Source organism: Nitrospirota bacterium (assembly GCA_026387665.1).
In the GTDB taxonomy this organism is placed as follows: Bacteria; Nitrospirota; Nitrospiria; order Nitrospirales; family Nitrospiraceae; genus Palsa-1315.
The window spans coordinates 287,602-307,393 of sequence record JAPLLG010000003.1; the positions used below are offsets into that span (position 1 = coordinate 287,602).

The following is a 19,792-nucleotide window of genomic DNA, read 5'->3' on the forward strand; positions in this document are numbered from 1 at the left end:
GATTTGTCGTGATTACACAGATGCATATAAAGGGGTTGATGTTCGACCCTTATAACAACGCGTATATTGTGGTGCTACGCGACGAAGAGCATTCCGACATGCTCCCCATCTGGGTCGGGAAGTCAGAGGCTGGCTCCATCAGCATGGCGATGGAAAACGTCACACCGCCCAGACCGATGACCCATGACTTCATGAAGTCGTTCCTGGATGCGTATAATGCGAAGGTCATCAGTGTCGTGATTACGGATCTGTCAGAACACACATACTTTGCAAAGATTCATTTGATGTACGAAGATTCCGAATACACCGTCGACGCCAGGCCCAGCGATGCCATCGCCCTTGCGCTTCGGTCCAATGCGCCGGTGTTCGCCAACGATACCGTGATCACAAAACAAAGCTCCGAAGAGCTTGAACAGTGGCTGGAAAATCTCAAGCCGGAAGATTTCGGCAAGCTGGACTCCTAATTGAGCATGAGCACCGTCAATCCACCCAAAGAACAAGGCCTGGTTGAATACCGGGTGGACCGCATCCTCGAAGAGGCCAACACCGACACGAGAATTGTCGTCCTGGCGAAACAGGATGACGCCCTCGACACGTTCCCGATCTGGGTCGGCGCGGCGGAAGGCAATGCCATTAAGCTTGCGCTCGATGCCATGATCACACCGCGCCCCATGAGCCATGACTTGATCAAGAGCTTCGCCGAGCACTTGAACGTCACGATCCAACGGGTCGTCATTGCAGACGTGAAGAGCAGCACGTATTATGCGACGGTCTATGTCGCCAACAAAGGCGTGGAACGCACGATCGACGCCAGGCCCAGCGATGCGATCTCGCTGGCGCTCCGGGCTCATTGCCCGATCTACATCACGCAGGACGTGCTGACGCGGCGGAGCACTACGAACCTCGACGCCTGGCTGTCAAAACTCGAATCGAAGAATATCGGCACACCGGAAGTACAAGAAACCTGATTCACTCGTTAGCGAAGGAGCGCGAAAGAACAATGTCGACTTACCAACAAAAGCCTTTAGACGTGCAAGAGAAGTGGTATCTCGTGGATGCAGAAGGGAAAACGCTGGGCCGCCTGGCAGCCCGCGTTGCCGGCATGTTGCGCGGCAAGCACCGGCCGACCTTTACCCCGAATGTCGACATGGGCGATCATATCGTGATCGTGAATGCCGAGAAGATCCATATGACCGGCGACAAGATGACCACGAAGCTCTATCGCCACCATACCGGCTTCCCGGGCGGACTCAAGACCGCGACGGCGCAGCACATCTTCAAAAAAGACCCCACGATCATTTTGACGAAAGCGATCGAAGGCATGCTCCCCAAGACCCCCCTGGGGAATGGGATGGCCAAGAAACTCCGCGTCTATGTCGGGCCCACTCATCCGCATCAGGCCCAGGGACCGGAACCCATTACTCTGTAAATCATCACCGAGAGCGAAGAAGGAGACGTTGTAGCATGGCAGCAGCAACTCAATATGCGACCGGACGACGCAAGTGCGCAATCGCCAGAGCCTGGGTCACCGGGACGGCGGGCGACATCACGATCAACGATCAACCGCTCGAGCAGGCCTTCCCGCGCCTGACCTTGCGGCAGATCATCCAGTTCCCGCTTGAAATCGGCGGCGTCGTCGGGCAGTACTCGATCAAGGCCACGGTCCATGGCGGCGGATTGGTCGGCCAAGCCGGCGCCCTGCGTCATGCGATCGCGCGCGCGTTAGTGGAACTGAACCAGCCTCTCCGTACGCCCCTGAAGAAGGAAGGCTTGCTGACACGCGACTCGCGCGTCAAAGAGCGGAAGAAGTACGGACAGAAGGGCGCGCGAAAGAAGTTCCAGTACTCGAAGCGATAAATATCGGAGCCACAGTCAGAAAAAGGGAAGGCTCCATGCCTTCCCTTTTTTTGTGCCTGTGGGGTGCGCAACAGGTGAAACAGATGAAGAAGATACGCGTCGCCATCGCAGGAGCCAGCGGCTATGCCGGAGCGGAACTCGTCCGCCTGGCAGCGCTCCACCCCCATTTCGAACTCCATGCCGTCACGTCGGAGAAGTCCGCCGGAACGCCCGTGGCAGCGGTCTTCCCAAGCCTGGCGGGCCTGGTGTCGCTCTCGTTTCAAGCGCTCTCACCGGAAGCGCTGGCAGACCAGGTCGACGCGGTCTTTCTGGCCCTCCCCCACACCAAATCATTGGCGCCGGTCTCCGCCTGTCTCAACACCGGCAAACTCGTCGTGGACCTCAGCGCCGACTATCGGATCAAAGATTCAGCTATCTATGAACAGTGGTATCAGACCCCCCATACCCATGCGGACTTGCTGAAGAATGCGGTCTACGGACTGCCGGAACTACATCGCGCCGCCATCGCCAAAGCAAAATTAGTGGCCTCACCCGGCTGTTACCCGACGGCGGCTATTTTGCAGCTGGCACCATTATTCGCCCAGGATCTGGTGCAACCGCACAGCGTGGTCATCGATGCAAAATCCGGCATTTCCGGCGCGGGCCGAAGCCCGGCCCTCCCCTACCATTTTCCGGAAGCCCATGAATCCTTGGAGCCCTACAAGATCGGGCAGCACCGCCACATTCCTGAAATCGAACAGGAATTGGGCGGGTTGCTCGGCCGCGCCTTGAAGTCGGCAGGAACGGTTGCAACACAACCGATCATCACCTTCACACCGCATCTCGTCCCGATGAACCGCGGCATCTTGAGCACGGCCTACTGCAAGCTGAAGAATCCGATGCCGCTGGCCGACCTGCGGAATCTCTATCGCACCTTCTACCAAGGCGAACAATTCGTCAGGGTCCAGGACGGCATCATGCCGAACCCGCGCTACATCAAGGGCTCCAACTATTGCGACATCGGGGTCTACCTAGACTCCCGCTCAGGCTCCGTCATTACGGTGGCCGCCTTGGACAATCTGGTGAAGGGCGCTGCAGGCCAGGCCATTCAGGCCATGAACCTCATGCTGGGGCTTCCCGAAGAGACCGGCCTGACAGCTCCCGCAGCCTATCCCTAATCCTCTCGAACAGGATGTCTCTGTCACGATGAAGACGAAGAAGACCGTAACCACCGTTCCACGCCGAGGCATCACCGCCCCGCAAGGGTTCCGCGCAGCCGGCATCCACTGCGGCATCAAGAAGCCAGGCCTGCTCGATCTGGCGCTCGTCGTCTCGGAACAGAGCGGTCCCATCGCCGGCGTCTTCACGAAGAATCAGGTCGTTGCCGCGCCGGTCATCGTCGATCGCCTGCATCTACGCAAGGGAATCGGTCGAGCCATTCTCGTCAACAGCGGCAATGCCAATGCCTGCACCGGCGCCAAGGGATTGGCGGCGGCGAAGAAAACCGCCTCATTGGTCGCGAAACAATTAGGTGTTCCCACTGAGCAGATCTTCATCGGCTCCACCGGCGTGATCGGACGGGTCTTGCCGGTCGATCGCATCGTCAAGGGCATCCCGCAGCTGTTCATGCAGCTCAGCGAGCATGGAGGCCCGGATGCAGCCAAGGCGATCATGACGACCGACCTCCGCCCGAAATCCATCGCGCTGCAAGACACCATCGGCGGGCGCTTGATTACCATCGGGGGGATGGCCAAGGGCTCCGGCATGATCCATCCCAATATGGCCACGATGCTGGGCTATTTCACGACGGACGCCGCCATCACGAAAAGCGCCCTCCAACGGGCCCTCAGTCTGGCGGCCAACGAGTCCTTCAATTGCATCTCGGTCGATGGGGATACCAGCACCAACGATACGGTCCTCTGCCTGGCAAACGGCATGGCACAGAATCGCACGATCACAGAAGGCACGGCCGCCTTCAGGCGGTTCCTCCTGCTCCTGACCGAGGCCTGCCAAGCGCTCGCGCTGGCAATCTGCCGCGATGGCGAGGGCGTCACCAAGGTGGTAAAGATTGAGGTGGCCGGAGCCACCAGCGTGGCGCAGGCCAGGCAGGTCGCCCAAACCATTGCCACCTCGAACCTGGTCAAGACCGCCCTCTTTGGCGAGGATGCCAATTGGGGTCGCGTGATGGCCGCCATTGGCCGATCCGGGGTCCCGATCATCCCCTCCAAGCTGAATGTCTCGTTTGGCGGGGTCCCGATGGTGCAACACGGGATGGGACTCGGACTCGGTGCAGAGAGCCGGATCGCGAAAGTCTTTCGCCAGAAAGAATTTACGATTGCCGTGGGGCTGGGGCAGGGTAAGCAAAAGGCCCACATGTGGACGACGGACCTGTCGTTCGACTATGTCAGCATTAACGCAAGCTACCGATCCTAGGGCATAATTCCATCCCACCGCTTGTAAATCTCCGCGGCATTATGCTAACGTTCCAAGGCTTTAGTAGTCAGGAGACTGTCTCCTCCTCGCATAATTTCGTGCGTTGAGGAACCGTATCAAATTCGTATCGGCGTCTCTGGACGTCGCTCGACTTGAGAATAAGGGGGCCAGTCCCCCTCGCCTGCGTCAGCGGGCGCTCTGCAAGTCTTGAGGGGAGGTGAAGGCATGGGAGTGGTTTCGATCAAGGAATTGCTGGAAGCAGGCGTCCATTTCGGACACCAGACGAATCGTTGGAACCCGAAGATGAAGAAATTCCTCTTTGGCGAACGCAACGGCATCTACATCATCGACCTTCAGCAGACCCTGAACCGGATGGAGCAGGCCTATGCCTTCGTCCGCGACACCGTCGCCGCCGGCCAGACGGTCCTGTTTGTCGGGACCAAGCGTCAGGCTGCCGAAATCCTTCAAGAAGAGGCCCTTCGCGCCAACATGTTCTTCGTCAACCAGCGTTGGCTGGGCGGCATGCTCACGAACTTCCAGACCATCCGGAAGAGCATCGACAAGATGAAGAAGATGGAAGCCAAGCTGGCGGACCCCAGCCAGTACGGCTTGAAGAAAAAAGAAATCATGAAGATGCAGAAAGAGATCGTCAAACTGCAAAAGTATCTGAGCGGCATCAAGGATATGCGCGGCGTTCCCGGAGCGGTCTTCGTCCTCGACACACGCATCGAACACCTGGCCGTGCAGGAAGCAAAGCGGTTGGAGATTCCGATGATCGCGATCCTGGACTCGAACTGCGATCCGGACCACATCACCTACCCGATCCCTGGAAACGACGACGCCATTCGCTCCATCAAGCTCATCACGTCCCTCATTGCCAACGCCTGCATCGAAGGCGCCAATTTGCGGACACAGCGCGAAGAAGCGGATTTCAAACCAGCGCCTGTGGCCGGCGGCAAACCCGCAGCCATGAGCCTCGCGAGCACGCCGGCCTCATAAGGGCCGGCACCGCGCGCGTCAACGAAGGCACTCACTGTTTACTGAAAAGGACCGTCACGTATGGCTGGATCAAGTCAGCTTGTCAAAGAACTGAGAGAGAAAACCGGCGCCGGCTTCCTCGATTGCCAGAAAGCGCTCACCGAGAACGGCGACGACATCGAAAAAGCGATCGATTATTTGCGCCAAAAGGGTTTGGCCGCGGCGCTCAAAAAGTCCGGCCGCGAGACCAACCAGGGCCTCATTCATGCCTATATCCACATGGGCGGGAAAATCGGCGTGCTCATCGAAGTCAATTGCGAAACCGACTTCGTGGCCCGGAACGAAGAGTTCAAATCCTTCGTCAACGACCTGGCTCTCCAGGTGGCCGCCGGAAAACCCTCCTACGTCAAACGGGAAGAGATTCCCGCCGACCTCATCGCGAAAGAGCGCGCGATTTACGAGGGACAGGCCAAGGAAATGGGCAAGCCCCCGGCCGCATGGCCGAAGATCGTCGAAGGCAAACTGGAAAAGTTCTTCCAGGAGAGCTGTCTGATCGAGCAGTCCTTCGTCAAGGACTCCTCCGTCACGATCAAAGACCTTCTGGCCTTGAAGATTTCCAAAATCGGCGAGAACATGAACATCCGCCGCTTCACCCGGTATCAATTAGGCGAAGCATGAGCTCTGCGAACTATCGGCGCATCCTCCTCAAAGTGAGCGGAGAGATGTTGGCCGGTGAGCAGGGCTACGGCATCCAGCCTTCCATTCTCGAGGGCCTCGCGACGGAGATCGCCTCCGTCGTGGCCCTCGACATCGAAGTCGCCGTGGTCATCGGCGGCGGCAATATCTTCCGGGGCATTGCCGCCAGCGCCTCCGGCATGGAGCGAGCCTCCGCCGACTACATGGGGATGCTCGCGACGGTCCTCAATGCCCTGGCCCTGCAAAACGCGCTTGAGCGCATCGGCGTAATGACGCGCGTCCAATCCGCGATCGAAATGCGCCAGTTAGCCGAAGGCTATATCCGCCGCCGGGCCATTCGTCATCTTGAAAAGAAGCGCGTCGTCATCTTCGCCGGCGGCACGGGGAATCCCTACTTTTCGACCGATACTGCCGCGGCGCTCCGGGCGATGGAAATCGGCGCCCAGGTCATCATGAAGGGGACCAAGGTCGACGGCATCTACGACGCCGACCCCGTCAAGAACCCCACCGCCACGAAGTATCAGACCATTTCTTTTCTTGCGATCTTGAATCAGAACTTAAAGGTGATGGATGCCACGGCCATCAGCCTCTGCATGGATAACAATCTGCCGCTCATCGTGTTCAACTTGAAAGAGCAAGGCAACTTTAAACGCGTCGCCATAGGCGAAGCGATCGGCACCGTCGTCACGCCAGATCGTCGTTAATTTTCCCGGGAGTCTCGCATGTCCAATCCTGCCGCCATACACCAGAAAATCACGGAAAAGATGGAGTCCGCGCTGGAACATCTCAAGCGCGATTTAGCCGGCCTGCGAACAGGACGAGCCTCTGTGGCCCTCTTCGACGGTGTGCGGGTGGACTACTATGGCACGATGACCCCGCTCAAGCAGGTGGCCAATATTTCGACCCCGGAGGCGCGCCTCATCACGATCCAACCCTGGGAGCCCGCCCTCATCAAGGAAATTGAAAAGGCCCTGGCAGGGTCAACCCTCGGCGTCACCCCGTCCAACGACGGCAAGATCATTCGCATTCCCCTGCCGCCCCTTACCGAAGAGCGCCGCAAAGACCTCGGTAAGATCTGCAAGAAGCACGGCGAAGATACAAAAGTGGTCGTGCGAGGGTTTCGTCGAGATGGCAACGAAGAGTTGAAGAAACTGCAAAAGGATGCCAAGCTCACCGAAGACGATCTGCGGAAAGCCGAAATCGACACCCAGAAGCTGACCGATCTATACATTCAAAAAGTCGACGACGTGGTCAAGAAAAAAGAACACGAAATCATGGAAGTCTGACCGCCATTTCCACCTTGGTACCTACCTACGCCACCGTCAATCTCGCGGCGCTCGCCCACAATCTCTCGTGTATCACCGGGTATCTGTCCCCCTCCTGCAAGGTCCTGGCGATCGTCAAGGCCAATGCCTATGGGCACGGGGCTGTCCCTATCGCGCAAGCGCTGGCCAGGCAGGGAGTCGAGCGATTTGCCGTCGCCTCCCTGGATGAAGGCATCCAACTCCGCCAAGCCGGCCTCAACGCTCCGATCCTCATTCTCGGCGCGCTCTTCGAGGAACAGATCGTCGACCTGGTAGCTCACCGATTAACACCGGTCGTGAGCGATGGGCGCATCTTGCCCGCCCTGGCCAAGGCCGTTCGTGCTCATCCGGCCCTCTACCAGATTCATCTCAAGGTCGAAACAGGCATGGGGAGGCTGGGGCTTTCCATGGACGAGCTGCCAACCATTCTCGACGACCAGATCTTGCGGAGCCCCCTCCAGGTCGAGGGAGTCATGACCCACCTGGCCGACGCAGATGGAGAAGACAGTGCCTTCACGGAACGACAGCTTGGCGCATTCCATGCCATGCTGGAGCAGATTCGCCTACGAGGCCTCACCCTGCCCCTGGTGCATGCGGCCAATAGCGCCGCCATCGTCCGGTTTCCCGAGGCCCACTTTTCGCTCGTGCGCCCCGGTATCATGCTCTATGGCTATCACACCTTGCCGGACTCAGTGCCCACGCCGGCGCTCACGCCAGTCCTCTCGCTGCGAACCACAATCGCCCAACTGCGAACGATTCCACAAGGCGGAACCGTCAGCTACAACAGAACCTTCGTGGCCAAGCGGCCGACGAAGATTGCGGTCCTCCCCATCGGCTACGCAGACGGCTACAGCCGGCTGCTCTCCAATCGCGGGTTTGTGTTGATTCAAGGCACACGCGCCCCGATCGTCGGGCTGGTCTGCATGGACATGATCATGGTGGATGTCACGGACCTCCCCTCGGTGCAGATCGGCGAGACCGTCACTCTGATCGGTCAGCAGGGAACAGAATCCATCGGAGCTGATGAAGTGGCAGGATTGATCGGCACGATCCCCTATGAAGTCCTCTGCGGGATCGGCTCCCGCGTTCCACGCCTCTACGAATCGGCCTGACGCAAGGGCTCCAGCCCATCCGCTAATAGATCACGCGAATCGACAGGCTCCCGTTATGGAGCATCGTCTGGTAGGTGCCATTGACAGTCGGGTTGCGATTGCCCGCCACCGTGCGGTCCTCGTAGAACGCCACTTGATAGGAGAGGTCGAGACCGATCGCTTTCGGCTTGAGCCAGCCCACACCGAGGTCTCCGCAGCGCATCAGCCCCAGAAACGAGCCCTGCTCCTTGCACAGCAATCCCACTCCTCCCCCCACGATGTGGAGATCCGAAGAGGGAATCCCTGGATCATAGGTCACATCAGGCATTTGGTTCTGCTGATTGGTATAGCCGGCCCGCAGCGCCACATCCCAATGTGGGAGCGACTCCAGCGCCAGCCATTTATATTCGGTTCCAACCATCACCGCATAGGTATTGGTCCAATTCTGCGGCTTGGCAATCGTCGCCCCTGTCCCCAACCTCACATCAAGATTCCGCACCGATTTCCACCCGACATGGTCCACATCCAGTTCGAGCTTCCACTCCCGCTCACTGGTCCGGACCGGCCAGATTGCAATCGCCCCCGTGATGATTTGGGGCAAAACGAAAGTGGAGCTGGCATCGGAAACTTTGGCTCCATCGTTCAATAAGGCCCCGGTCAAATGCAGCGTCGCCTGGCTGCGATAGACGAGACCGATATTCGCCACCGGCTTGCCATCGGGATTGCGTAGGGCCGTATACAGCAGGCTGGCGTTGAAACCAGCCGCCGTGTCCTTCCCCGCGAGTTCCGTTTTCACTCCGGCAGAGGAAACCGAATGTTTCTCAAGCTGGCCTTCGCCGATGAGCCCGCTAAAGGTATAAATATCCGCGCCCAGCCCGAGCGAGAGGTTCTCCGTCACCTTGTAGGCGATGGTCGGCTTGATATCCAGCAGCGGCATGGTATTGAAGGTCGTGGCGGTCTTGAAGGGGCCGTCGTTGGGCCAGCGGGTCAGCGAGCCGAAGGGCACCGTCACCCCGATTCCAGCCGTGAAATCGCCCAGAGCCGTCAGCCCAATGTCTTTCAGGTTCGCCGTGATAAACAGATGCGTGGGAGGGGGCCAGGCGGCGCTCCCGTTCCGGTCGCCACGAGCCGTCGCGCCAGTCGGACTCGTGAAGTTCGTGGACCCTCCGGCAAAGAGCGCCCCCGCCATGAATTGAACGCCTCGCAACTGCGTCATTCCGGCTGGGTTGTAATGGAGCGCCGAGGGGTCGTCGGCTTGGGCGGAAAAGGCATTGCCCATCGCAGAGGCAGCGGTTCCCTGCCCTTGAATACGGGGCACCTGGGCTAAGGCCATCTCCGGCAACCAGCTCAGACACAACCATGCCAGGACCATCCAGCGCATCCACATCCCCTGCGAGAATCCAGCCTGGCGCCACTGCCCAGACAACATGCTCGTCCCCATCGCGCCCCCTCGTTCACTCGCCCGTGCATGGTTCGCTCGCGGAAGGTTCCGCTGGCGATCGCTCGAATGGCCGAAACCAATGGTCGGCAATCCGTTGCAGTTCATCGACAGCGAAGGGTTTGAGCAGATACGCCTGTGCCCCCATGCCGATGGCGCGCACCGCCAGATCTTTGGAGCCGGACGCAGTGACCATCACAATCGGAGTCTGCTGATCCCATCTCCTGATTTGCCGGAGCACCTCCATCCCATCCATCGAAGGGAGGCCGATATCCAGAATGATCCCCTGGAACGTGTCGGCCCGCACGGCTTCCAAGGCACATACTCCGTCGACTGCCACCTGGACGCGATACCCCTTGCCTCGAAAATAATCTTGCAGCACTTGGCGAATGTCCGAATCGTCATCGACGACCAGGATATGCGCCGCCTCCGCCGCTGCACCAACTGGCTGCGCCACCGCCATGGGCAGCAACGGAACCGTAAACAACAACTCCGCTCCCTGCCCCACGTCGCTCTTCGCAATGATCGTTCCGCCTTGCAACTCCACCAGCGTGCGCACGATCGACAAACCCAAGCCGAGCCCCTTCGTTCCGGCCCTGACCTGTTTGATACGAAAGAACGGATCGAAAATCTGACCGAGCAACTCTTTCGGAATGCCGGGCCCGGTATCGCGCACGGACACGCGGGCAAGCGTCTTGGTCTCCTGTCCGATCATCACAATAATACTGCCGCCCTCCGGAGTAAACTTCACCGCATTCTGGACGAGATTCGTGACGATCTGGATCAGCCGATCCCGATCCGCCCAGACCATCAGCGGCACAGGCAGACCGATCGTCTCCAAGGTCTGCCGTTTGGCCTGGGCCAACAGACGCAACTGCTCGACGGCATCCGCCACACAACGACCCAGATCGATCTCGCCCGGCGTCAAATCCAACCGCCCGGACTGAATCCTCGTGCGATCGAGCAAATCCTCGATCATGCGGATCAACCGGTCGGCATTCTCCTGCATCCGGGACAAGTAGCGCTGCTGTTTCTCGTTGAGCGGCCCCGTCAATCCATCCAGCAGATTCTGCAAAAACCCCTTAATCGAGGTCAAGGGTGTCTTCAGCTCATGCGAGACATGTGAGAGGAATTGAGACCGCAAGCGATCCGCCTGCTCCAGCTCAGCTGTACGTTCACGCACCTTGGCTTCCAGCCCCACATTCAACGCTTCGATTTGCTCATAGGCAGAGGCATTATCGAGCGCGATCGCGACTTGATGGGCAACCGTCATCATCAGCTCAAGGTCGTCATGGGCCAGACTATGTTCTTGTATCCGATCGACCGTCAGGCTTCCGAAAATCCGGCCTTTGACTTTCAAGGGGACCGCGATCAGCGCTTTGGTCTGTGTCAGGAGGGCCAGCTGTTGATTCAATGGATGCAGGCGACCCCACACCGCCCGCACATCCCCGATCAGCACCGGCTGCCCCTGCAACAGCACGATGCCTTCCGGGCTCAGGGGGTCGGTAACGGGAATCTCACGCGCGCGCGCGAAGGCCTGCACCTCGGGCGACACGCCGCGCACCCGCGCATCCCCGACGACGTGGCGAACCGGATCGTAGAAGGAAATCATCGCGCGGTCGTACTGGAGATCGCAGGTCAGGGTCTCCAAGACATTCTGCATCAAGGCCTCGCGATCCAACGTCGAGCCGAACAACAAGCCGGCTCGATGGAGCGCCGTCAGCTGCGTTACCTTTCGGCGCAATTCGACGCGCGTCTGCTCCTGCGCCAGGTAGGCTTCGCGCAGCTCTTCATGGCGTGTTTCCACGAAACCGATCTGTTCATGAATCAAGGCTTCGCGTTGCTGGCTCTCGACCCGAAGACGGCGGTTGAGCAGCGCTTCCGCAACCAGCAGCGGCGCCAATCCGATCAGCAGGACTTCGCCGACGCTCACCGAGGCGTTCAACGTGCGAAGGCCGACGGCCAGCGCCAGTCCGATGAGCGCGCTCCAGACATACCATGGCATATGCCGCTTCGATCGTGCGCCGCCCACCGTTACAGCGAACGACAGCGCCGAGCCCCCTCGGTCGCGGACGGCCTCTTTCGCGGGAACGTGCTCGAGCGGTTCCTGCACACCTGCTCCCGATCCCGGCGCCTGATCTGCTCCCGGCTTCTCCGCCACCTGCCAGATCTTGCGGCTCCAGGGCCCCTCCCCCGCAGCGGACCATCGGATCGCCCATTGGCACCACTCGTCGTCGTTCGCGATGCACGACAGTTCCGTCAGGGTGGCGGGCGGGAGACCATGCACGCGAACCGGCACGGCCGCCATAATGCCTTGGGCCGCCTGGCACATCAGATGCGCGCACCGCCGGCGATAGGGGCCGAACTGATCAAGGGTCCGGTCGGAATACTTCATCGCCAGGACCGCGGAGCTCGCCGTCACCTCGCCGACCCGGCACTCGATCGAACCGGACGCGAACTTATTTCCGAAATAGGGAAACATGCTGTAAATCTGCGATAGCGAAAACGGCCTGGCGAGCACCTGCATGATCGGAGACGCCTTCTCCATCCCGGCCCGAAACACAAATCGAGAATCGCCGGAAAGACGCTCGCAGAATTCGTAGAGGTAGGCCGTGAACTCGTAGGAATAACTGTTCCAGGCATTCTTCAGAAACTCCAGCGTCACATAATAGACCGGATCCTTGATGCGCTGATTCAACAGCCGGCACAGCTCCAGCACCGCCTGCCTCCCGGCGACGGCCCCCCGCTCACGGGACAACGACTTATCGAGATGGACGATGGCGGCCCGAATACTCATCCCGCTCAGATCTCGGATCGTGTGGCCCTGTTCGTCCAGTCCGAACGGACGGAACTCCATGACCTCCCGCTCAAGAATCGTGCGGTCCTTCGGCAGCAGCTGGATCTCCGCGTGAGTAGAACTCATCGCATCCTCCATCGCGTCATGTAGGGAATATCGTGCGTGACGATGTCGATACGCACGTGGGGCTCTGAAGGAAGACAAGGCATCGGCGCCACCTTGACCGGTGTCGGCAGGGCGCCGACCCGGCCTCTTCAGAGAAAACGGAAACCGACGGATAACGGCAGCGGGCCTTACTGCTTGATCGCCCGCTTCAGCTTCGACTCGACGCTCGCCACTTTACTCTGCAACCGCCCCGCCCGGCCTTTCCGGTAGTCGACCTTGATCGTGCAGGAGATACGGCCGCAATCTTTCTTCATGCGGTCATAACATTTCTTGACGACGGCAAAGACCTCGTCCCATTCCCCTTCGAGCACCGTCCCCATCGGGTTCAAGCGATAATCCACTCCGCTTTTATCGATAATATCGAGCGAGCGCGCCACATACTTGCCCACGCTCTCTCCCTTGCCCAAGGGCGACATACTGAATTCGAGCAGAACCATGGCAGTCCCCTTTTCCTTCTTCGCCAGACGTCTTACGTCTTCTGTTTCACGTCTTGCCTTTTACGCCTTACGCTTCACCCTTCACGCCTGACGCCACATTCAGCTTGGCCCGTTCATCCAGCCAGACTTTCGGATACTGAATCTTGCCCAATAGGCGGAACCCGTCCAGCGCCTCACGCAACAAATCACGGCGTTTCTCGAAATCCGGCGCATCCGCCTTGGTCTGCTCACGCAGTTGGCCAACCCACTCCACAAAGACGGCAAACTCGTCGCCGAAGATCTTCTCGATATCTTCTTTCATAAAACCGGACAAGGCCGGGGCCACTCCGCTCGTGCTGATAGCGATGCGCAAATGGCCACAGGCCACAACCGCCGGCATGCTGACCGTGGAGGATTCCGGCTGATCGACCGACCAGAGCAAGAATTTCTTCTCGCGCGCCTTCGCGAACAGCGCCCTGGCGAAATCACGATCCCCGCGAACCATGTTCATGACCAGAATCGCGCTCTCCAAATCCGTGTCTCGGAAATGGCGCCCACGGTGCACGACTTTCGCCGACGCAGCCAATTCTTTGAGCGTGTCGTTGAGCGACGGAGCCACCACGATCACTTTCGCCCCTGCCGCCAACAACTGCTGAGTCTTTTCCGCAGCCTCCTCGTCTCCCCCGAGCACCAGCACCGGGTAACCTTTCACATCCAGAGACAACGGATAGCCAGAATTTGCAGCCATGATAGTTCCTCCCAATTCACAATAGTGGGCCTATCATACACACCCTGTTTTGCAGCGTAAACCGTGCCTTCCCCTTTTCTACAGCCCCCCGCTATAATAGGCGGGTTTAGCACCCTTCACCTTCGCAAAGGAACCGTACCCATGGCCGCATACAACCTCCGTACACTTGGACTGGCTGGCAGCATTATCGGTCTCGCCGCCATGGCAGCCTGGCTTGGCCTGGCCCATAGTTGCGACCCGGAAAGCGGCGAAGCCGTGATTGCCGGTCGCGTCATGATCACGCAGGCCCTGGCCGATCAGGTCCGCCCCACCGATGTCCTGTTCGTCATCGTCAAAAGGCCCGGCGGCGCCAGGCCCGTCGCGGCCAAGCGGATCGAAAACCCGCAGTTCCCCGTAGCCTTTGAGCTCACCAACGCCGATGTGATGGTGCAGGGCTCTGAATTGCGCGGGATGCTGGATGTGATGGCCCGGTTGGATCGGGATGGACAGGCAGGCCCGGCACAGCCAGGCGACATCGAAGGCCGCTATGCCAAGAACCCGACGCTGCCTGGCGGACGGGATTTCGAAATTATCTTAGATACGGTGCACTGACGAATACAGAATAACGGTCAGGCTGTTCAAACAAGTTTTCAGCAAGGCCGCAGTCGATGAAAGCACCGGAGGCGTACCCTCTGGGGTACGTTGAGGATGCTTTCGAGGCGAGAACGAAGCTGAAAGCTTGTTTCAACAGCCTGGTTAGGTTTCTGCGGGGTCGGCATCCAATTCCAAGTTCCAATAGAGATAGTCGCGCCAGCTTTCCGGCGCATTCCTGATCCCGATGGTAATGGTGACAGTGGGACTCCAGCGAGGCTTGATCGGTTTCTTCATGAGCTTCATGCCGGCTTCATCGGGCGTGCGACCGCTCTTTCGGTTGTTGCAGCGCCAGCAGGCCGTGACGATGTTTTCCCAGGTCTTGCGTCCACCCTTCGCGATGGGCACGACATGATCGAACGTCAGCTCCTCGGTCCGGAACTTGTGCCGGCAGTACTGGCAGGCATAGCCGTCTCGCGTAAAGATATTGATGCGGGAGAACTTGACCGCCCGGTGGGCATCCTTGAGCCGGACCAATTTGAGGAGACGCATGACGGAGGGAAGCTTGAAGGAAATCGACACCGCGTGGACCTCTCGGTCGTAGACCTCGAGGACTTCGACTTTACCCTGCCAGAGAAGCGCGATCGCTTTTTGCCAATGCACGACCCTCAGGGGTTCGTACGTCGCGTTGAGCAGGAGAGTCATTTCCATGCAGCAACCTCATCCCTCACCGAGGCTCCTTCTGCGAGAAGGCCTGGGTTTCGTCTTCAGATGCGTACCTCTGTCTATGCCATAAGCCTCACTCGAAATCAAGACATTGAATGGTCTCGGGAAGATACCAATCTTCCGGGATCAGCAAAAAAGAAGGATCAGCGCCATGCCTGAGTTTATGACCGTCGCGACGGTCGAGGAGATTCCCCCGGGAACCGGACGAACCGTCCAGGTCCAAGGGATCTGGATCGCGCTCTACAATGTCGAGGGATCGTTTTACGCCGTCGACAATACCTGCCCCCATGCGGGAGGACCGCTGGGCGAAGGCCATCTGGATGGTTGTCTCGTCGAATGTCCGTGGCACGGCTGGCAATTCAATCTGCGCACAGGGGAACGACCGGAGAATCCTGACATCACCGTCGCCCGCTGTCTCGTGCGGATCGAAGGAAATCAGGTACAGGTCGCACTGCCGGAGAACTTTAATACTTAGGACCGAACGGCAAGGGAGGCGCTGGCAAACCCGTCGGTTCGGGATCCGGCTCTTTAGGCGTAATACCATCGGCGGGAAGCGACGCGGCATTGACCTTCTTCAACGAGAGATTGGCATGCCAAATGAATTCCCGCTCGAACCATTGCCCAGTGACCCCTTGGTCTCGCAACTGGACCCGCACCTCGTATAGATCCCCCTCCACCGGCTTTACCCGCCATTCACCCAGCCGGGCGACCCGGTTACGTTCGCTCATCGAGCGCACATGCTCCGTCATGGCCTGAAGAATCGTAGGATAGCCCTGCGCCCGGTGGGTTTGCACCAGCGCGAGGGCCTCAGCACCCCGGGGATCGGTGATGGGATTGAGCGCCGGAGGCTTCAACCAAATATAGTAGGCAGCGCCCAGCGCGAGCAGGGCCACGACCACATAATGAATGACTTTCACGACCGAAAACGAGAAACGATTCTCTGACATAGCCATCCTGTGAACAAGGTTCGTAAAAAAAGACGCGCTGCATCTTAGGAAGAGCGGCGGCACGATGTCAAACAGCGCGCATCTCCTCAAATCACCGCCCGGCCTGTGCTTGTGCGGGTGAAAGTGGTTATGCTACAAATATTGCTCCAGTCGACAGACATGTACCCTTGGGCGGTGAAGCACCCATGAAATTCTTTCTTTACGGGGACCATCTCAACCCCACACAACTAAAACGTCGCGCGCCGGAACATCAGTTCCTCCTGCTGGCCACCCTCCCAGAACACACGATCAAGTTCTGCCGCTGGTCCGCGCAATGGCGCTGCGGCCTCGCCAGCGTGGCCCCCTCACCAGGGGAACAGGTCTGGGGCGCGGTCTTCGAAGTCACCGACGAAGACCTCAAGCTGATGGACCAATTCGAAGAGGACGTCCCCCAAAGCGCATTTCGCCAGGTCCAAGTCACCGTGCTAACGGAAGCCGGGGAGAAGATGCTCGTCACCACCTATGCCGCCACCCCGATCGGCAAGTTCAAACCCAAAGCCCATTATCTCGATTGGGTGATGAAGGGCGTCAAGCATTGGAAGCTGCCGACAGAGGCTCTCGATATGTGGAAGTCGTTCGTTCCAGCGCAATAAACCAAGAGCCTATGGCCGATAGCATATAGCTGATGGCGGGACCGGAATAGGCACTGACTGATGGTGCAGACTCAGATCCGATCTCATACGATAAGCTATAAGCCATTCGCTCTTTTAACCAGGAGAATCCATGCCAAAGCCGAAATATCACATCGTCGTCTGCACCAATTCCCGTCCTCCGGGACACCCCAAGCCATCCTGCGGCAGCGCCGGATCGGCCTCCCTCCTCATGGCTTTCAACATGGGCCTCATGCAGAAGGGTGTGACTCCTGGCGACGTCATCGTCAGCGGCTCCTCCTGCCTCGGCCCCTGTGAGCAGGGCCCGACCGTCGTCGTCTATCCTGACGCTACCTGGTACTCCAAGGTGACGGAAGCAGACGTCGCGACCATCATCGATGAACATATCAAGGGCGGAAAACCGGCCGCCACGCTGAACCCTGATTCAGTCTGGAAGTAAGGACTCCCTCCTGAACCATGGCCAGCGCCACACACCAAGAGCACAAATCCCATGCACCCAAATCCATTGGGTGCATGGTCATTACCTGCAGCGATACCAGAACCCCCGACACCGATACCAGCGGACAGGCCATCCACAAACTGCTCCGGCAGTTCGGGCATGAAGTCGTGGTCTACCATTTAGTAAAGGATGAGCCGGCCCAAATCACGGACCGGATCAAAGAAGGCCTCACAAACGATGCCGTCCAGGCCATCATCATCAATGGCGGCACCGGCATTTCGAAGAGGGACTCAACCTTCGAAGCGGTCGATGCAATGTTGGAAAAACGGCTGGTGGGATTCGGCGAAATCTTCCGCTACCTAACCTATATGGACATCGGCTCCCCGGCCATCATGAGCCGCGCCACAGCCGGCATCATCAAGGGCCGCATCCTGTTCTCCACCCCCGGCTCCGAAAACGCCGTCCGGATGGCGATGGAAAAACTCATCCTTCCAGAGCTCGGCCACCTCGTCAAAGAACTCAGCAAATAGAATAGTGCTGAGTGCTGCGACGTGAGTGCTGAGATGGATTCAGCGACTCAGGACTCAGCACCCAGCACTTTCCTCAGTCCTGCCCGATCTTTGGTTCCGAGTACTTCACCTCCGGTGAAATTTCGGACTGCGCATAGCGCTTATAAAACATCATCACATCCCGCACCGACACGACTCCCACGATCTCCCCGGCTTTGGTCACAGCGAGATGGCGCACACCCAGGTCGCCCATCATGTCCTGCGCATCGTTCACCGACTCACTCCCTTCGATCGTGCAAATGGGGGTCGTCATAACCATCTCGACGGTCATCTTGCCGAGCGGCTTGTTGGACGAAACAGCGCGGCGGACAATATCCGTATCGGTGAGGATCCCGACCAGCTTCTTCCCCTTCTTCACAAACAGCGAGCCGACCCGCGCAGCCTTCATTTTCTTCGCCGCGCTCACAATCGACACACCAGGGCCCACGGTCTTGGGGTGCTTGCTCATGATCTTTGCCACGGTGGACATCGCTGACTCCTTTCGGTTACAGATAGGCTCTCAGGAAAGAGCACCACTCCTACGACTTTCCCTACGGATGGTCAAAACGGTCTTCCGGCAAGGCCGCAGGCGAATCAAAACCTGAGGAGGTACCGACCGCACTTCGTGTGGGCCGTTCGCCTGTACAATGGTTCTTGGCGAACGGAAAAACCCCTCCAGTACTTCCGACCTCCGACAATCTCAATCGGTACGTTGAGGATTTTGATGAGCCGAGAACGCAGCCGGAAGCCGTTTTCAACGTCCGTCAAACAGTAAGCACGATCTTGCCAAAGAACTTCCGGCTCAGCATATACAGCTGCGCCGCGCGAGCCTCCTGAAGCGGAAAGGTGCGGTCGATCACCGATATCAAGCGCTTCTGGCCCATGAGCTCCGCCGCCTTCACGAGTTCTGCACGAGTGCCCATGTAGGAACCCTTGATCGTCAGCTGGCGGGCAAAGACATAGCGCAGGTTGAGCTGCACGTCTCCCCCGCTCGTCGCGCCACAGGTCACCAACCGCCCGCCCTTCGCGAGCGATTCCAGACAGCTATCCCACACCACCGGGCCGATATGCTCGATCACGACATCGACGCCGCGCCCTTCGGTCAGCAGCTTCACGCGCTCCGCAACCTTCTCCGTCGCATGGTTGATCACCGCATCCGCGCCAAGAATCACCGCTTTGGGAATCTTGTCATCGGACCCGACGGTCGTGATGACCCTCGCTCCAGCCAGCTTAGCCATTTGAATCGCCATGCTTCCGACTCCGCTACCGCCGCCCATGATGAGCACCGTTTCACCATGCTGCAGCCCGGCCTTGGCAAACAGCATGTGCGACGCGGTCACCGACACGAGCGGAAAGGCCGCCGCCTGCTCGAACGACAGGTTCTCGGGAATCGGCAGCACATTGCGAACGGGAACTTTGACATACTCGGCGTAGCCTCCATGGACTATGGCGCCAAGCAGTCCATAGGAGCGGCAGAAGTTGTCTCGCCCGGCGAGACAGGCCTCGCAGCGCCAACAACTGATCCCTGGCGAAATAAAGACCCGCTGCCCGACCAAGACCCCCTCCACGTGAGGACCGACTTGCTCCACGATCCCTGCCACATCCGACCCGGATACATGAGGCAGCGGCATGGGATAGGCCGGATTCCCTTCCCTGACCCAGATGTCCAGGTGATTCAACGCACAGGCCTTCACCCGAACTAGCACATCCTCCGGACCGAGAGTCGGCGTCGGAAAATCCTCATAGGAAAGTTTATCCGGTCCACCATGCGCACGAAAGATTACAGCTTTCATAGGGCTCCTTGGTTCAAGCGGTCAGCCAACTATTGTTCGTCGAACGGCGTGTCACCTAACTGGTTTCCGAAAGCCCAGTTCTCACACCTGCAGGATGATCAAAACGCCATATAACAAGGCCGCAGGGAACATGGTGACTGAGGCGTACCCTTTGGGGTACGTCGCAGGGAGACATGTGACCGAGAACGCCGTTAGATGGCGTTTTCATCATCCTGCG

Annotated in this window: 24 protein-coding genes; 16 read left to right on the forward strand and 8 right to left on the reverse strand. The window is 58.8% G+C overall.

Annotated features, from left to right (window positions below):
* Positions 1–8: 8 nt before the first annotated feature.
* The 11 genes from NT179_02015 (at position 9) to alr (ending at position 8,359) form a co-directional block, all read left to right on the forward strand.
* Positions 9–464 carry a bifunctional nuclease family protein gene (locus NT179_02015; GenBank protein MCX5720792.1) on the forward strand — a complete coding sequence of 152 codons (456 nt, stop codon included), beginning with the start codon at positions 9–11 and terminating at the stop codon, positions 462–464.
* Positions 465–470: 6 nt separating this feature from the next.
* Positions 471–968 carry a bifunctional nuclease family protein gene (locus NT179_02020; GenBank protein ID MCX5720793.1) on the forward strand — a complete coding sequence of 166 codons (498 nt, stop codon included), beginning with the start codon at positions 471–473 and terminating at the stop codon, positions 966–968.
* A 32-nt stretch (positions 969–1,000) separates the two neighbouring features.
* On the forward strand, positions 1,001–1,429 hold the full coding sequence (gene rplM, locus NT179_02025) for a 50S ribosomal protein L13 (GenBank protein MCX5720794.1): 429 nt from the start codon (positions 1,001–1,003) through the stop codon (positions 1,427–1,429).
* Between the two features lie 35 nt (positions 1,430–1,464).
* Complete coding sequence (gene rpsI / locus NT179_02030) at positions 1,465–1,857, forward strand: 30S ribosomal protein S9 (GenBank protein ID MCX5720795.1); 393 nt, start codon at positions 1,465–1,467, stop codon at positions 1,855–1,857.
* A gap of 83 nt (positions 1,858–1,940) precedes the next feature.
* On the forward strand, positions 1,941–3,014 hold the full coding sequence (gene argC, locus NT179_02035) for an N-acetyl-gamma-glutamyl-phosphate reductase (protein ID MCX5720796.1): 1,074 nt from the start codon (positions 1,941–1,943) through the stop codon (positions 3,012–3,014).
* Between the two features lie 28 nt (positions 3,015–3,042).
* Positions 3,043–4,269, forward strand: a complete 1,227-nt coding sequence (gene argJ / locus NT179_02040; GenBank protein MCX5720797.1) for a bifunctional glutamate N-acetyltransferase/amino-acid acetyltransferase ArgJ — start codon at positions 3,043–3,045, stop codon at positions 4,267–4,269.
* A 225-nt stretch (positions 4,270–4,494) separates the two neighbouring features.
* Positions 4,495–5,268 (forward strand): 30S ribosomal protein S2, encoded by a 774-nt coding sequence (gene rpsB, locus NT179_02045; protein ID MCX5720798.1) that lies wholly within the window; start codon positions 4,495–4,497, stop codon positions 5,266–5,268.
* Positions 5,269–5,328: 60 nt separating this feature from the next.
* Positions 5,329–5,925: a translation elongation factor Ts gene (gene tsf, locus NT179_02050; protein MCX5720799.1), complete on the forward strand. Its 597-nt coding sequence runs from the start codon at positions 5,329–5,331 to the stop codon at positions 5,923–5,925.
* Positions 5,922–6,647: a UMP kinase gene (pyrH, locus tag NT179_02055; GenBank protein MCX5720800.1), complete on the forward strand. Its 726-nt coding sequence runs from the start codon at positions 5,922–5,924 to the stop codon at positions 6,645–6,647. The genes tsf and pyrH overlap by 4 nt, the downstream gene beginning before the upstream one ends.
* A gap of 18 nt (positions 6,648–6,665) precedes the next feature.
* Positions 6,666–7,229: a ribosome recycling factor gene (gene frr, locus NT179_02060; GenBank protein MCX5720801.1), complete on the forward strand. Its 564-nt coding sequence runs from the start codon at positions 6,666–6,668 to the stop codon at positions 7,227–7,229.
* A 14-nt stretch (positions 7,230–7,243) separates the two neighbouring features.
* Positions 7,244–8,359 carry an alanine racemase gene (gene alr / locus NT179_02065; protein MCX5720802.1) on the forward strand — a complete coding sequence of 372 codons (1,116 nt, stop codon included), beginning with the start codon at positions 7,244–7,246 and terminating at the stop codon, positions 8,357–8,359.
* A gap of 22 nt (positions 8,360–8,381) precedes the next feature.
* Here the strand turns inward: alr and NT179_02070 are convergent, their stop codons facing one another.
* The 4 genes from NT179_02070 to NT179_02085 all read right to left on the reverse strand — a co-directional run bounded on the left by NT179_02070 (position 8,382) and on the right by NT179_02085 (position 13,902).
* Entirely contained in the window at positions 8,382–9,779 is a 1,398-nt protein-coding gene (locus NT179_02070; protein ID MCX5720803.1) for an outer membrane protein transport protein, read from the reverse strand.
* A 13-nt stretch (positions 9,780–9,792) separates the two neighbouring features.
* Positions 9,793–12,699, reverse strand: a complete 2,907-nt coding sequence (locus tag NT179_02075; GenBank protein MCX5720804.1) for a response regulator — start codon at positions 12,697–12,699, stop codon at positions 9,793–9,795.
* Between the two features lie 167 nt (positions 12,700–12,866).
* On the reverse strand, positions 12,867–13,175 hold the full coding sequence (locus tag NT179_02080) for an MTH1187 family thiamine-binding protein (protein ID MCX5720805.1): 309 nt from the start codon (positions 13,173–13,175) through the stop codon (positions 12,867–12,869).
* 67 nt (positions 13,176–13,242) lie between these two features.
* The gene (locus NT179_02085; protein MCX5720806.1) at positions 13,243–13,902 is read right to left on the reverse strand and encodes a bifunctional precorrin-2 dehydrogenase/sirohydrochlorin ferrochelatase; all 660 of its coding nucleotides are present in this window, start codon (positions 13,900–13,902) and stop codon (positions 13,243–13,245) included.
* A gap of 141 nt (positions 13,903–14,043) precedes the next feature.
* Between NT179_02085 and NT179_02090 the strand changes: the two genes are divergently transcribed.
* Complete coding sequence (locus NT179_02090) at positions 14,044–14,493, forward strand: hypothetical protein (GenBank protein ID MCX5720807.1); 450 nt, start codon at positions 14,044–14,046, stop codon at positions 14,491–14,493.
* Between the two features lie 144 nt (positions 14,494–14,637).
* Here the strand turns inward: NT179_02090 and NT179_02095 are convergent, their stop codons facing one another.
* Positions 14,638–15,183: an HNH endonuclease gene (locus NT179_02095; GenBank protein MCX5720808.1), complete on the reverse strand. Its 546-nt coding sequence runs from the start codon at positions 15,181–15,183 to the stop codon at positions 14,638–14,640.
* Positions 15,184–15,349: 166 nt separating this feature from the next.
* Here NT179_02095 and NT179_02100 point away from each other — a divergent pair, with 166 nt between their 5' ends.
* Entirely contained in the window at positions 15,350–15,673 is a 324-nt protein-coding gene (locus NT179_02100; protein ID MCX5720809.1) for a Rieske 2Fe-2S domain-containing protein, read from the forward strand.
* Here NT179_02100 and NT179_02105 read toward each other — a convergent pair.
* Positions 15,663–16,145: a hypothetical protein gene (locus tag NT179_02105; GenBank protein MCX5720810.1), complete on the reverse strand. Its 483-nt coding sequence runs from the start codon at positions 16,143–16,145 to the stop codon at positions 15,663–15,665. The genes NT179_02100 and NT179_02105 overlap by 11 nt on opposite strands.
* 185 nt (positions 16,146–16,330) lie before the next feature.
* On the opposite strand from NT179_02105, the gene NT179_02110 reads away from it, so the two are divergent.
* The 3 genes from NT179_02110 (at position 16,331) to NT179_02120 (ending at position 17,764) form a co-directional block, all read left to right on the forward strand.
* Positions 16,331–16,777, forward strand: coding sequence for a gamma-glutamylcyclotransferase (locus tag NT179_02110; protein MCX5720811.1), 447 nt, complete (start codon positions 16,331–16,333; stop codon positions 16,775–16,777).
* A 130-nt stretch (positions 16,778–16,907) separates the two neighbouring features.
* Positions 16,908–17,234, forward strand: coding sequence for a (2Fe-2S) ferredoxin domain-containing protein (locus tag NT179_02115; GenBank protein ID MCX5720812.1), 327 nt, complete (start codon positions 16,908–16,910; stop codon positions 17,232–17,234).
* 17 nt (positions 17,235–17,251) lie between these two features.
* Positions 17,252–17,764, forward strand: coding sequence for a MogA/MoaB family molybdenum cofactor biosynthesis protein (locus NT179_02120; GenBank protein ID MCX5720813.1), 513 nt, complete (start codon positions 17,252–17,254; stop codon positions 17,762–17,764).
* A 73-nt stretch (positions 17,765–17,837) separates the two neighbouring features.
* On the opposite strand, the gene NT179_02125 is transcribed toward NT179_02120, so the two are convergent.
* Together NT179_02125 and NT179_02130 are read right to left on the reverse strand one after the other, a co-directional pair.
* Positions 17,838–18,272 carry a CBS domain-containing protein gene (locus NT179_02125; GenBank protein ID MCX5720814.1) on the reverse strand — a complete coding sequence of 145 codons (435 nt, stop codon included), beginning with the start codon at positions 18,270–18,272 and terminating at the stop codon, positions 17,838–17,840.
* Between the two features lie 274 nt (positions 18,273–18,546).
* Entirely contained in the window at positions 18,547–19,575 is a 1,029-nt protein-coding gene (locus NT179_02130) for a zinc-binding dehydrogenase (GenBank protein ID MCX5720815.1), read from the reverse strand.
* Positions 19,576–19,792: the final 217 nt, after the last annotated feature.

What these genes read in the sequence shown, in the direction of transcription:
- NT179_02110 (MCX5720811.1), top strand. Translation starts at nt 16,331, where the DNA reads ATGAAATTCTTTCTTTACGGGGACCATCTCAACCCCACACAACTAAAA.
- tsf (MCX5720799.1), top strand. Translation starts at nt 5,329, where the DNA reads ATGGCTGGATCAAGTCAGCTTGTCAAAGAACTGAGAGAGAAAACCGGC.
- NT179_02090 (MCX5720807.1), top strand. Translation starts at nt 14,044, where the DNA reads ATGGCCGCATACAACCTCCGTACACTTGGACTGGCTGGCAGCATTATC.
- NT179_02070 (MCX5720803.1), bottom strand. Translation starts at nt 9,779, where the DNA reads ATGGGGACGAGCATGTTGTCTGGGCAGTGGCGCCAGGCTGGATTCTCG.
- NT179_02020 (MCX5720793.1), top strand. Translation starts at nt 471, where the DNA reads ATGAGCACCGTCAATCCACCCAAAGAACAAGGCCTGGTTGAATACCGG.
- NT179_02085 (MCX5720806.1), bottom strand. Translation starts at nt 13,902, where the DNA reads ATGGCTGCAAATTCTGGCTATCCGTTGTCTCTGGATGTGAAAGGTTAC.
- NT179_02105 (MCX5720810.1), bottom strand. Translation starts at nt 16,145, where the DNA reads ATGTCAGAGAATCGTTTCTCGTTTTCGGTCGTGAAAGTCATTCATTAT.
- frr (MCX5720801.1), top strand. Translation starts at nt 6,666, where the DNA reads ATGTCCAATCCTGCCGCCATACACCAGAAAATCACGGAAAAGATGGAG.
- NT179_02095 (MCX5720808.1), bottom strand. Translation starts at nt 15,183, where the DNA reads ATGGAAATGACTCTCCTGCTCAACGCGACGTACGAACCCCTGAGGGTC.
- NT179_02115 (MCX5720812.1), top strand. Translation starts at nt 16,908, where the DNA reads ATGCCAAAGCCGAAATATCACATCGTCGTCTGCACCAATTCCCGTCCT.
- rpsB (MCX5720798.1), top strand. Translation starts at nt 4,495, where the DNA reads ATGGGAGTGGTTTCGATCAAGGAATTGCTGGAAGCAGGCGTCCATTTC.
- NT179_02080 (MCX5720805.1), bottom strand. Translation starts at nt 13,175, where the DNA reads ATGGTTCTGCTCGAATTCAGTATGTCGCCCTTGGGCAAGGGAGAGAGC.
- rpsI (MCX5720795.1), top strand. Translation starts at nt 1,465, where the DNA reads ATGGCAGCAGCAACTCAATATGCGACCGGACGACGCAAGTGCGCAATC.
- NT179_02130 (MCX5720815.1), bottom strand. Translation starts at nt 19,575, where the DNA reads ATGAAAGCTGTAATCTTTCGTGCGCATGGTGGACCGGATAAACTTTCC.
- argC (MCX5720796.1), top strand. Translation starts at nt 1,941, where the DNA reads ATGAAGAAGATACGCGTCGCCATCGCAGGAGCCAGCGGCTATGCCGGA.
- NT179_02120 (MCX5720813.1), top strand. Translation starts at nt 17,252, where the DNA reads ATGGCCAGCGCCACACACCAAGAGCACAAATCCCATGCACCCAAATCC.
- NT179_02100 (MCX5720809.1), top strand. Translation starts at nt 15,350, where the DNA reads ATGCCTGAGTTTATGACCGTCGCGACGGTCGAGGAGATTCCCCCGGGA.
- rplM (MCX5720794.1), top strand. Translation starts at nt 1,001, where the DNA reads ATGTCGACTTACCAACAAAAGCCTTTAGACGTGCAAGAGAAGTGGTAT.
- NT179_02125 (MCX5720814.1), bottom strand. Translation starts at nt 18,272, where the DNA reads ATGTCCACCGTGGCAAAGATCATGAGCAAGCACCCCAAGACCGTGGGC.
- pyrH (MCX5720800.1), top strand. Translation starts at nt 5,922, where the DNA reads ATGAGCTCTGCGAACTATCGGCGCATCCTCCTCAAAGTGAGCGGAGAG.
- NT179_02075 (MCX5720804.1), bottom strand. Translation starts at nt 12,699, where the DNA reads ATGAGTTCTACTCACGCGGAGATCCAGCTGCTGCCGAAGGACCGCACG.
- argJ (MCX5720797.1), top strand. Translation starts at nt 3,043, where the DNA reads ATGAAGACGAAGAAGACCGTAACCACCGTTCCACGCCGAGGCATCACC.